The sequence below is a fragment of the Sphingomonas sp. UYP23 genome (assembly GCF_054059235.1).
In genome coordinates, this window is the sequence record NZ_JBSSBX010000001.1 from 632986 (window position 1) to 645130 (window position 12145).

11 protein-coding genes are annotated in these 12145 nt (G+C 65.4%); 5 read left to right on the forward strand and 6 right to left on the reverse strand.

The window, feature by feature from the left end:
- The first annotated feature begins 69 nt into the window (after nucleotides 1-69).
- A complete protein-coding gene (gene metC, locus ACVWYO_RS03330; RefSeq protein WP_457348770.1) occupies nucleotides 70-1257 on the forward strand; it encodes a cystathionine beta-lyase in 1188 nt (395 codons plus the stop codon).
- Between the two features lie 199 nt (nucleotides 1258-1456).
- Nucleotides 1457-2311, forward strand: coding sequence for a TorF family putative porin (locus ACVWYO_RS03335; RefSeq protein ID WP_457348771.1), 855 nt, complete (start codon nucleotides 1457-1459; stop codon nucleotides 2309-2311).
- 88 nt (nucleotides 2312-2399) lie between these two features.
- On the opposite strand, the gene ACVWYO_RS03340 is transcribed toward ACVWYO_RS03335, so the two are convergent.
- The 6 genes from ACVWYO_RS03340 to sppA are packed head-to-tail and all read right to left on the reverse strand — an operon-like array spanning nucleotide 2400 to nucleotide 9114.
- Complete coding sequence (locus ACVWYO_RS03340) at nucleotides 2400-2810, reverse strand: DUF3035 domain-containing protein (RefSeq protein WP_457348772.1); 411 nt, start codon at nucleotides 2808-2810, stop codon at nucleotides 2400-2402.
- Entirely contained in the window at nucleotides 2803-3330 is a 528-nt protein-coding gene (lspA, locus tag ACVWYO_RS03345; protein WP_457348773.1) for a signal peptidase II, read from the reverse strand. The genes ACVWYO_RS03340 and lspA overlap by 8 nt, the downstream gene beginning before the upstream one ends.
- A complete protein-coding gene (ileS, locus tag ACVWYO_RS03350; RefSeq protein WP_457348774.1) occupies nucleotides 3327-6161 on the reverse strand; it encodes an isoleucine--tRNA ligase in 2835 nt (944 codons plus the stop codon). The genes lspA and ileS overlap by 4 nt, the downstream gene beginning before the upstream one ends.
- Before the next feature lie 50 nt (nucleotides 6162-6211).
- Nucleotides 6212-6601, reverse strand: a complete 390-nt coding sequence (locus ACVWYO_RS03355; RefSeq protein WP_457348775.1) for an endonuclease domain-containing protein — start codon at nucleotides 6599-6601, stop codon at nucleotides 6212-6214.
- Nucleotides 6602-6655: 54 nt separating this feature from the next.
- Complete coding sequence (locus ACVWYO_RS03360; RefSeq protein WP_457348776.1) at nucleotides 6656-7234, reverse strand: N-acetyltransferase family protein; 579 nt, start codon at nucleotides 7232-7234, stop codon at nucleotides 6656-6658.
- Between the two features lie 2 nt (nucleotides 7235-7236).
- Nucleotides 7237-9114, reverse strand: coding sequence for a signal peptide peptidase SppA (gene sppA / locus ACVWYO_RS03365; RefSeq protein WP_457348777.1), 1878 nt, complete (start codon nucleotides 9112-9114; stop codon nucleotides 7237-7239).
- Between the two features lie 214 nt (nucleotides 9115-9328).
- Between sppA and groES the strand changes: the two genes are divergently transcribed.
- From groES to ACVWYO_RS03380, 3 genes are all read left to right on the forward strand, one after another.
- On the forward strand, nucleotides 9329-9616 hold the full coding sequence (gene groES, locus ACVWYO_RS03370) for a co-chaperone GroES (protein ID WP_010183565.1): 288 nt from the start codon (nucleotides 9329-9331) through the stop codon (nucleotides 9614-9616).
- 87 nt (nucleotides 9617-9703) lie between these two features.
- The gene (gene groL / locus ACVWYO_RS03375; RefSeq protein ID WP_457348778.1) at nucleotides 9704-11347 is read left to right on the forward strand and encodes a chaperonin GroEL; all 1644 of its coding nucleotides are present in this window, start codon (nucleotides 9704-9706) and stop codon (nucleotides 11345-11347) included.
- A 218-nt stretch (nucleotides 11348-11565) separates the two neighbouring features.
- A complete protein-coding gene (locus ACVWYO_RS03380; RefSeq protein ID WP_457348779.1) occupies nucleotides 11566-12141 on the forward strand; it encodes a Uma2 family endonuclease in 576 nt (191 codons plus the stop codon).
- Nucleotides 12142-12145 lie beyond the last annotated feature (4 nt).

Here is a 12145-nt window from a genome sequence, read left to right on the forward strand (position 1 = left end):
TAACGACTACACACTTGCGTTCGCGACGGTCTCCCGCTTTGCAGGACCTGCATTGCAGGATTTCGAGCCATGAAGAAGACCGATGCCCTCAAGGGCGACTCCACCCGTGTCGTCACCGCGGGTCGCCGCAAGGAATGGACGCAGGGGATCGTCAACACGCCCGTGTGGCGCGCCTCGACCATTCTGTACGATTCGGTCGCGGATCTGCGGGAGGCCGGCGGGCGCGATACGCATCACCGGCTGTTCTATGGCCGCAAGGGCACGCCCACGCAGTGGAGCCTTGCCGATGCACTGACCGAGCTCGAACCCGGCGCCGAAGGCACCTTCCTCTATCCCTCGGGCGTCGCCGCGATTGCCGCTGCCTTGCTGTCGGTGCTCTCGCCCGGGGATGACGTGCTGGTCCCCGACAGCGCCTATGACCCGACTCGCGCGATGGGCATGGGGCTGCTCAAGCGAATGGGCATCACCACGCGCTTCTACGATCCGATGGTCGGCGCCGGCATCGCCGACCTGATCACCGACGCCACGCGCGCGATCCTGCTCGAAAGCCCCGGCAGCCTGACCTTCGAGGTACAGGATATCCCCGCGATCGTCGCCGTCGCCAAGGCGCGCGGCATCACGACGCTGCTCGACAACACCTGGGCAACCCCGCTCTTCTTCCCCGCGATCGCGCACGGCGTCGACCTCACGATCCTCGCCTGCACCAAATATATCGTCGGCCATAGCGACGTGATGATGGGCTCGGTCACCGCCGCGCCAGGCCATTTCGCGCGGCTGCGCGACACCAGCTTCCAGCTCGGCCAGATCGCCAGCCCCGACGACAGCTGGCTCGCCAGCCGCGGCCTGCGCACGATGGCGATCCGCCTCAAACAGCACCAGGCGAGCGCACTCGAGATCGCGCAGTGGCTCGACCGGCAACCCGAAGTCGCGACCGTGCTCCACCCGGCTTTGCCGAGCTGCCCCGGTCACGCGCACTTCCTCCGCGACTTCAAGGGCTCGTCGGGGCTGTTCTCGTTCGTCCTCAACGGCGGCGGCGAGGCAGATCGCGCACGACTGATCGACGGGCTCGAGCATTTCGGGATCGGGTACAGCTGGGGCGGATTCGAGAGCCTCGCCCTGCCGGTCGACCCGCAACGCCATCGCAGCGTCACGCGCCGTGCCGATGCGGGGCCGCTCGTACGGTTGCAGATCGGGCTCGAGGACCCGGTCGATCTCATCGCCGACCTGGCCGCCGGACTGGCACGATTCGCCGCCTAGCAATGATTTGAAACAGAACTGTTGCGCAACAGCCACAATCCCCGGCTATCCCGCGCGCGCGCGAGAATTAAGTTGTGCGATGCAGCGTGGCTCGGCAATGAAAGAACTTGCCGCTTAGCTGCGCGGGAGGTCTTGCGCCTCCGACAGACGCCGCATCGGTAAAGCAGGCGGGGACAGTCGCATTTTCGAAAGGGAAACGATGCGCTTCTCCACATCTACTCTTGGCGCGCTCTTGCTCGCCGCCTCCGCCACGCCCGCCTTTGCGCAGGATGTCCCGACCACCACCACGCCCGACGCCAAGGATGCTCCCGCTGCGGCGCCTGCCGCGCCCGACAAGCCGTTCAAGATCACCGGCGGCGCAACGCTGATCAGCGACTATCGCTTCCGCGGCCTGACCCAGACCAATGGCGAAGGCGCCGTCCAGGGCACGATCAACATCAACAGCTCGACCGGTTTCTACATCGGCACCTGGGCCTCGACGATCGACGGCAGCGGCAAGACCCCGCTCCTCACCGGCTACGGCGATGCCGAGGTCGATCTGTACGCCGGGTATACCAAGACCTTCAGCGGTCTGACGGTCGATGGCGGCCTGCTCTATTATTACTATCCGAGCGGCGTATCGGGCCTTAACACCGATTTCTTCGAGCCGTACGCCTCGGTCAGCTACACGCTCGGCCCGGTCTCGACCAAGGTCGGCGGCAACTATGCGTGGGGCGGCCAGAAGGGCCTCGATTTCACGGCGAACAACAAAGACGACAATATCTACGTCTATGGTGAAGCCTCGGTCGCGGTGCCCAAGACGCCGATCACGCTCAAGGGCCATGTCGGCTATACCGATGGCTCGCTCGGCCTTGCCAATCTCAACGGCAACGACCGCAACTATCTCGACTGGTCGGCCACCGCCGAAGCCGTCGGCGGTCCGTTCAAGGTTGGCGTGACCTGGGTCGATACCGACATCAGCAACAGCAAGGTCGGCGGTCTCTATCGCCACGGTTATGCTTCGCGATTCGGCCGCGGGTCGAGCGTGCTGGCCTATGTCGGCGTGAACTTCTGATACGAAAACGGGAGCGCCCTTGCGGACGCTCCCTCTGATCGGTCCCGAAACCCTCTCCCGCATCCGCGGGGGAGGGTTTTGTTTTGGGTCACTTCGGCGCGGTCGCCTTGGCTGCCTGCCCGTCGCCCTCGGGCGCTGCGACGACGTCACGCGTCGTCGTGCCCTTGTCGACCACGGTCGTGCCGGGATCGCCAACCGACGAGCGGATGCCGGGATCGTCCGAATCGACGCCCGCCTGCGAAAGCGTCGCGCTCTCGGCGGCGCTACGGGCCGCCGTGCCGCCGAACAGCGCGTCGAGCGCCTGTGCGTTGGCGCTCACGTCATTGGCGCGCGCCGCACCCGGCTTGGGCGGGGTCAGCGAGAAATCGGGCGGAATGACGAGCGGCGCCTGGCGCGCGACCGAGAATTCGTCGGGCCCGGCGCGGCCGCCCTTGCCATGCGCGCAAGCGCCCAGCGCGAGCAGCGCCACGCCGGCCGTCAGAATCGAAAACTTACGCATGGATATTCTCCGTTGGGCTTTGTTCCGCCCCAGAATCTTGGTTCGGTGTATCTCGTATCAGAAGCGCGCGCGCGAGCAAGATGAGCACGCCGATGCTAATCGCGGCGTCGGCAATGTTGAACACCAAAAACGGCTGCCACGCGCCGAAATGCAGATCGGCGAAATCGACGACATAGCCGAGCCGGATCCGGTCGAGGATGTTGCCGAACGCGCCGCCCAGCACGAGCCCGAGCGCCATCTGGTCGGCGCGCTTGGTCTCGCGCAGCATCCACACCAGCACGCCGAGCGCGATCGCGCCGGTCATCAGCACGAGCAGCCAGCGCGTCGTGTCGGTATCGGCGTGGAGCAGCCCGAGCGACACGCCGCGATTGGCAACGAAGCGCAGGTTGAAGAACGAGGTGACGTAATGCGCGTTGGTCATCGCATCGAGCTTGAGCCCGTCGGTCACGCCGAGCTTGGCAGCCTGGTCGGCGACGAAGAGCGCGATCGCGGTCGCGAAGCCTGCGAGCGGGAGCCTCATGCCACCACCGCCTCGCAGCGATCGCACAGATCGCCGTCTTCCTGAACTTCGGGGAGCAGCCGCCAGCAGCGCCCGCATTTGTGGAAATCGGTCCGCGCCACCGCGAGCGTGTCACCGAGCGTGACCTGCGCGACGATGAACAGCTCGGCGAGCTCGGCGGCGGGTAGCGGCGCCTCGGGCACGACCACCTCGGCCTCGAGGCTCGAGCGCACGATCTTTTCACGGCGCAGCGGCTCGATCGCCTCGGTCACTTGCTGGCGCAAGGCGCGGACGGCGTCCCACTTCGCCGCATCGACGCTATCGACCGCGGGCACATCTGGCCATTCGAGCAGATGCACCGAGCCATCCTCGCTCGGGAAGCGCGCCTGCCACGTCTCCTCGGCGGTGAAGCACAGCACGGGCGCTGCATAGCGGACGAGCGCGTGGAACAGCGTGTCGAACACGGTGCGCACGGCGCGGCGCTTGGAGTCGGTCGGCGCGTCGCAATAGAGCGAATCCTTGCGGATATCGAAGTAGAAGGCCGAGAGATCCTCCTGCGCGAACTCGGTCAGTAGCCGGACATAGCTGTTGAAGTCGTACACCAGCACCGCCGCGCGCAGCTTGGCGTCGAGTTCGGCGAGCAGATGGAGCACATAGCGTTCGAGCTCGGGCATCTCCGCCACCGGCAGCCGCTCGGCCTCGTCGAACCCGTCGAGCGCGCCGAGCAGGTAGCGGAAGGTGTTGCGCAGCTTGCGATACTGGTCGGAGACACCGCCAAGGATCTCCTTGCCGATGCGGTGGTCCTCGGTGAAATCGACCGACAGCGCCCACAACCGCAGGATGTCCGCGCCCGATTCCTTCATCAAATCGAGCGGGTTGATCGTGTTGCCGAGCGACTTGGACATCTTCATGCCCTTGGAGTCCATCGTGAAGCCGTGCGTCAGCACCGCATTGTACGGCGCGCGCCCGCGCGTGCCGCACGCCTCCATCAGCGACGACTGGAACCAGCCGCGATGCTGGTCCGAGCCTTCAAGATAGAGATCGGCCGGCCATTGCAGGTCGGGCCAGCGTCCGCTCTCGAGCACAAAGGCGTGCGTGCAGCCGCTGTCGAACCACACGTCGAGAATGTCGGTGACGCGCTCGTAAGCGGCGAGGTCATAGTCGGGGCCGAGCAGGGCCTGCGCCGCTTCCTCGCTCCACGCATCGACGCCTTGCGCGGTGATCGCGGCAACGATCCGCGCGTTGACCGCGGGATCGACGAGATACTGGCCGGTCTTGCGATCGACGAACAGCGTGATCGGCACACCCCAGGCGCGCTGGCGGCTGATCACCCAGTCGGGGCGCCCGGCGACCATCGCGGTGATGCGGTTCTGGCCCTTGGGCGGATACCAGGTGGTCGCTTCGATTGCCGCGAGCGCGGTCTCCCGCAAGGTCCGCCCAAGACTCCCCTCCCCTGAAGGGGAGGGGCTCTCGGGAAGCGCCTGATCCATCGGAATGAACCACTGCGGCGTAGCGCGGAAAATGACCTTCGCCTTCGACCGCCACGAATGCGGATAGGAATGCGCGAAATCATCGCTCGCCGCGAGCAACGCACCCACGCCGCGCAGGTCCGAACAGATCGGCCCCTCGGCGGAGACGAACTTCTTGTTGATCACCGAGCCCTGCCCGCCGAGCCACGCCCAATCGTCGCGATACATCCCCGCGCCATCGACCGCGAAGACCGGCTCGATGCCGTATTGCTTGCACAGCAGGAAATCGTCCTCGCCGTGGTCGGGGGACATATGGACGAGCCCGGTACCCGCGTCGGTGGTGACGAAATCCCCCGGCAGGAACGGCCGCGGCTTGGCGAAGAAGCCGCCGAGCTCGTGCATCGGATGGCGCGCGGTGGCGCCTTCGAGGTGCGATCCCTTGACCGACTGGAGCGCGGTCACCGTCCCTGCGCTGTCGCCGATCTTGAGGATCACCGGATGCCCGATCCGCGCACCAAAGCTCTCGAGCAGCTCCTGCGCGATCAGCAGCGTGCGCGGCCCCTCGGCCATGTCGTCGAAGCGGACAAGCAGGTATTCGATCTCCGGCCCATAGCTCAGCGCCTGGTTCACCGGGATCGTCCACGGCGTCGTCGTCCAGATCACCGCATGCGCGCCGACCAGCTCGGGCGCGTTCGGCGCGTCCACGATCTCGAACGCCACGTCGATCTGCGTCGACACGACGTCCTCATATTCGACCTCGGCCTCGGCGAGCGCGGTCTTTTCGACGGGCGACCACATCACCGGCTTGGCGCCGCGATAGAGCTGGCCGCTTTCCGCGAACTTCATCAGCTCGGTGACGATCGTCGCTTCCGCTGCAAAATCCATCGTCAGATAGGGATGGTCCCAGTCGCCATTGATGCCGAGCCGCTTGAGCTGCTCGCGCTGGACGTTGACCCAATGCTGCGCATACGCCCGGCACTCGGCGCGAAATTCGTTCGCGGGGACTTCGTCCTTGTTGCGCTTCTTGGCGCGGTACTGCTCCTCGACCTTCCACTCGATCGGCAGGCCGTGGCAGTCCCAGCCGGGGACGTACGGCGCGTCCTTGCCGAGCAGCCCCTGCGTGCGGCACACCGTGTCCTTGAGGATATGGTTGAGCGCATGGCCGATATGCATGTCGCCGTTCGCGTACGGCGGGCCGTCATGCAGGATGAACTTCTCAGCCCCGCGGCGCGCTTCGCGCATCTTCTCGTAGAGGTTCATCGCCTGCCAGCGCGCGAGAATGCCCGGCTCCTTGGCGGGCAGGCCGGCCTTCATCGGAAAGTCGGTCTTCGGCAGGAAGACGGTGTCGCGATAATCGCGGGCGGGGGCTGGTGTGTCGGTCATAGGTAAAGCGCGCTTAGCGTGAAGCCGGGCGCGTAGAAAGCCCCTCCCCTTCAGGGAAGGGGTTGGGGTGGGGAAGTGCGCTGCCATCGATTGGACAGCGTGGAGGCGGTGGTGGAGATCACTTCCGCTACGCCCGAAAGGTTCGACATAACATCGGCATTGCTGAAGCGGACGATCGTGAAGCCTAGCGCGGCGAGCCTAGCGTCACGACGCGCGTCTCGATCGGCGCCGTGCGTTTCGCCATCAACTTCTATTCCGAGGCCGATCGCGGGACAGAAGAAGTCTAGAATCGCTTGAGCTTCGAAAACCACATGCTGGCGACGGAACTTCAAACCATCGAGCTGCGAATTGGAAAGCGCCCGCCATAGCCGGATCTCCGGCTCGGTCGGATTGCGCCGCATCTCGTGTGCGCGCTTCAGGAGTTCGGCTTCCGTGGCCATCACTTCCCCACCCCAACCCCTCCCCTGAAGGGGAGGGGCTTTTTGCTCATGGCGTTACCAATTCCACACCATCCCCGTTTCCGAGAACGGCTTGGGTTCCATCGGAGGGATCGTCGCGTCGTTGAGGTCGCAGTGCCAGTATCCGACGTCGATCCAGCGCCCGTCCTTATACCCCGCCTCGCGGAAGAACCCGGCGCGCTTGAAACCGACCGATTCGTGCAGCCGGATCGAATGGTCGTTGGGCAAGGCGATCACGCCGATCGCGTGCGTGAAGCCCTGCGCGCGCACCGTGTCGATTAGCGCGTCGTACAGCTGCCGCCCGTTGCCGCGCCCCTGCGTGCCCGTCTCGAGATAGACCGTCGTCTCGATCGTGTAGCGATACGCCGGCCGATCGCGGAACGCCGAGGCATAGGCATAACCGAGCACCGCCCCGCCCTCGCCCTCGGTCGCCACGAGCCACGGATACAGCCCGCCCGAAGACGCCATCCGCTGCGCGATCACCGCGGCATCGGGCGCCGCCGTCTCGAACGAGACCACGCCGCGCTCGACATACGGGCGGTAGATCGCCGCGATCGCCGCGGCATCGTCGGGCGTCGCGGGGCGGATCGCGACGCGAGTGGGGGCGGGGTCCATGCTCACAGCCCGAACCGCGCGAGCACGAAGTCCATCAGCCGCGCGTCCCCAGCGCGCGGCGCATTGCCGCCGACGCCCTCGCACTCGAGGCAGCGCGCCTGGATGGCAGCACCGGTGCCGATCCGCGTCACGTCGCCGAGCGCGCGCGCGAACACCGCGCGCCGCTCGGCCGCCATCCGCGTGAAGGCATCACCCGCCGAGGTGTCGTCATCCTTGTTCGAGTCGGCGAACTGCTGGATCATCTTGGCAAACGCGCTCGGTTTCTTCTCGAGATATTCGGCGTGATAGCCATCGGCCTTCAGCCCCGCGCGCCGCGCTGCCTCGGCGATCGCATCCTGCAAGCCGCCGAACTTGTCGACCAGATGCAGCTGCAACGCAGTCCCGCCGTCCCAGACGCGCCCCTGCCCGATCTCGTTGACCTGCTCGGGCGTCATTTTCCGCGCATTGGCGACCCGCGTGATGAACTGGCGATAGCCATTCTCGATCCCCGCCTGGAAGATCGCATCGGTCTCGGGGTTGGTGCCGCCATAGATGTCCGGCTGCCCCGACAGCGGCGTGGTGCGGACGCCGTCGGTGGTGAGCCCGACCTTCTTGAGCGTGGTCTCGAAGGTCGGGATGATCCCGAAGATCCCGATCGAGCCGGTGATCGTCGTCGGCTGCGCGAACACCATGTCGCCCGCGGTCGACACCCAATAGCCGCCCGAGGCCGCGACCGAGCCCATCGACACGACGATCGGCAGCTTCTGCGCCTTCGCCTCCTGGATCGCGCGCCGCATGTCTTCCGATGCGAGCGCCGAACCACCGGGCGAATCGACGCGCACGACGAGCGCCTTGAGGTCCTTCTTGGCGAGCGCGTCGAGCAGCAGCTTCGACACCGTATCCGAGCCGACATTCCCGCCCTGCGACTTGCCGTCGACGATGTCGCCGGCGATCGTCAGCACACCGACCTTGTCGCCGCCGGTGGGCAGCGGATTGGCGGCGACATAGGCGTCGTACTTGATCGTCTTGAACAGTCCGGCCGCCTTCCCGGCATCGGCGCCGGCGATCTCCGCCACACGCTTGCCGAAATCGAGCCGCGTGCCGAGCTTGTCGACCAGCCCCGCATCGAGATTGGCCTTGGCGATATCACCCTGCGCCGCGGTGATCACCGCGCCCGGCGTCGCGAGGAAGGGCGCGAACTTCGCCTTGGGCCGTGCGGCTGCGACCGACTGCTGCCAATTGGCGAACAGCACCTGGTACAGCTTGACCACCTCTTCCTTCGCCTCGGGCGAGGCTTCGGTGCGCGTGTAGGGCTCGACGAACGACTTGTACTTGCCGACGCGGTAGACGTGCGCGTTGACGCCGAGCTTGTCGATCAGGCCCTTGTAATAGAGCTGCGATCCGCCCGGCCCCATGAACAAGGTGCCGCCCATCGGACTTTCCCAGATCTCGCTGGCATTGGCGGCGAGGCGATAGCCGGAATCGGTATAGGCCGTGGCGAACGCCAGCACCGGCTTGCCACCATCCCGCACGCGCTTCAGCGCCGCGCCGACTTCGTTCAGCGCCGCCGGATAGCCGCCGCCGAACGAGTCGAGATCGAGCACGACGACCTTGACGCTGGCGTCCTTGGCCGCCTTGTCGAGGCTGCGCACCACGTCGCGCAGGCGATATTCATGCGCGCCGCCGCCGCCGCTCAGGCTGGCGAACGCACCGACCTCCTGCGTCTGCTCGACGATCGGGCCATCGAGCTTGAGCACAAGCGCGCCGTCGCCGACCGCGCGCTTGTTCGGTTTGGCAGCGAGTGCCGCGAACAGCAGGCCGAAGAACAGCAGCATCGCGATGAGGACCAGCGCGTCCTTGATGCCGACGAGTATCTTCCACGCGCCCCGTACGAGTTTCATCTGGCCGATCCCTGCTTGGCGGAAATAGGGCTCTTCGCTACGGCAAGCCACGGCGCGAGTAAATGCGTGTTAGTTTGCCAACACGCGTAATCTTTCGTGCCAGAAAATGCGGTGGCGGCGGTTGACGATGCGTGGTGTCGCTATCATATCCCGCCCTGCTGGCACTCACCAACGTCGAGTGCTAACACCTGTTCATCATTAAGGGACTTCGCCCATGACCTTTCGTCCGTTGCACGACCGCGTGCTCGTCCGCCGCGTAGAGGCAGAAGAAAAGACCGCCGGCGGGATCATCATCCCCGAGACCGCCAAGGAAAAGCCGCAGGAAGGCGAAGTCGTCTCCGTCGGCACCGGCGCCCGCAACGAAGCCGGTGAAATCCACCCGCTCGAAGTCAAGGCCGGCGACAAGATCCTGTTCGGCAAATGGTCGGGCACCGAGGTCAAGATCGACGGCGAAGACCTGCTGATCATGAAGGAATCGGACATCCTCGGCATCGTTGGCTGAGCTGCCCCCCGTCTGCGCGCAGGCGCGGATGGTGTGACTTTCGTGTGACTTTCCAGACTCAACAGACATAGAAAGGGTAGCCTCATCATGGCAGCCAAGGACGTAAAATTCGGTCGTGACGCGCGTGAGCGCATCCTCCGTGGCGTCGACATCCTCGCCGATGCCGTCAAGGTCACGCTGGGGCCGAAGGGCCGCAACGTGGTGATCGACAAGAGCTTCGGCGCACCGCGCATCACCAAGGACGGCGTCACCGTCGCCAAGGAAATCGAGCTCAAGGACAAGTTCGAGAACATGGGCGCGCAGATGCTGCGCGAAGTCGCCTCGAAGACCAACGACATCGCCGGCGACGGCACGACCACCGCAACGGTTCTGGCGCAGGCCATCGTTCGCGAAGGCATGAAGTCGGTTGCAGCGGGCATGAACCCGATGGACCTCAAGCGCGGTATCGATCTCGCGGTTATCAAGGTCGTCGAGGACGTCAAGTCGCGCTCGAAGCCGGTTTCGGGTTCGCACGAAGTCGCCCAGGTCGGCATCATCTCGGCCAATGGCGATCGTGAAGTCGGCGAGAAGATCGCCGAAGCGATGGAGAAGGTCGGCAAGGAAGGCGTGATCACCGTCGAGGAAGCCAAGGGTCTCGAGTTCGAGCTCGACGTCGTCGAAGGCATGCAGTTCGACCGCGGCTACCTCTCGCCCTACTTCATCACCAACCCCGAGAAGATGTCGGTCGAGCTTCAGGATCCTTTCATCCTGATCCACGAGAAGAAGCTGTCGAACCTGCAGGCGATGCTCCCGATCCTGGAAGCCGTCGTTCAGTCGGGTCGCCCGCTCCTGATCATCGCCGAGGACATCGAGGGTGAGGCACTCGCCACGCTCGTCGTCAACAAGCTGCGCGGCGGCCTCAAGGTCGCAGCGGTCAAGGCACCGGGCTTCGGCGATCGTCGCAAGGCGATGCTCGAGGACATCGCGATCCTGACCAAGGGCGAGATGATCTCGGAAGACCTCGGCATCAAGCTCGAGAGCGTCACGATCGGCATGCTCGGCACCGCCAAGCGCGTCACGATCGACAAGGACAACACCGTCATCGTCGATGGCGCTGGTGACCATGACGCGATCAAGGGCCGCACCGATGCGATCCGTCAGCAGATCGAGAACACGACGTCGGACTACGACAAGGAGAAGCTCCAGGAGCGTCTCGCCAAGCTTGCTGGCGGCGTTGCTGTCATCAAGGTCGGCGGTTCTTCGGAAGTCGAAGTCAAGGAGCGCAAGGACCGCGTCGACGACGCGCTGCACGCAACCCGCGCAGCCGTTGAAGAAGGCATCGTCCCCGGCGGCGGCACGGCCCTCCTTTACGCCAGCAAGGTCCTCGACGGCCTGACCGGTGCGAACGAAGACCAGACGCGCGGCATCGATATCGTCCGCAAGTCGCTGACCTCGCTGGTGCGTCAGATCGCCACCAACGCTGGCCATGACGGCGCGGTTGTCTCGGGCAAGCTGCTCGACGGCAACGATCCGACGATCGGCTTCAACGCTGCGACCGACACGTACGAGAACCTGGTGGAAGCCGGCGTGATCGATCCGACCAAGGTCGTCCGCACCGCGCTGCAGAACGCAGCATCGGTCGCCGGCCTGCTCATCACGACCGAAGCGGCCGTGAGCGAGCTGCCGGAAGACAAGCCCGCAATGCCGATGGGCGGCGGCGGCATGGGCGGCATGGGCGGTATGGACTTCTGAGCCAACGCGGCCTGACATAGCGAAAGCTATGTCAGGACTCGCGTGGTTCCGGCCGGCGGGTCGGCGAGCGTGCTCGACGATCCCGTCCGACGCAGCACCGGCTTCGCCGGTGCCGGAAGCCCGCACTACCCGGCCTCCTTGGCTGGACAAGACGAAGGGCCGGCGGAGCGACCCGCCGGCCCTTTGTTTGTCCGGCGATCGGCGGTATATTCTGCGCCATGCCCGCGACCTCTCTCGATCTCGACCCGGCCTATCGTCGCATCAGCGTCGAGGAGTTCCTCGAGATGGATTTCGGCGGCGCCAAGGCTGAGCTCGAAGACGGCCTGATCTACATGATGGCGGGCGGCAGCGAGCAGCATGCGCGAATTGCTGCCAATATCCTGATGCCGCTCGGCCCACGTTTGCGTGGCACAGGCTGCCGGCCATATGGCTCCGATCTCGCTGCGCAGACAGACGATCGCACCGTGCGCCTCCCCGACGTCAGCGTCTATTGCAACAACCCAGCAGCGCCCGAGAACGCGCACAAGAAGCTGCTCGGTGATCCGCAAGTGGTTTTCGAAGTCCTGTCGCCCTCAAGCTTCGCTTACGATCAGAAGGTCAAGCTTGCGGAATATTGTGCGCTCGCCGGGACGCGCGAAGTCATTCTCGTCGATCCGGCGGAGGAGCGGATCCACGTCGTCCAGCGGACTCCGGCGGGCGGCTGGACCGCCGACTGGCTTGGCCCCGACGAAGACGTGACGATCGCTTCGCTCAACCTGACCATTCCCCGCTCGGAAATCTTCGCGCGCGATTGAAGGC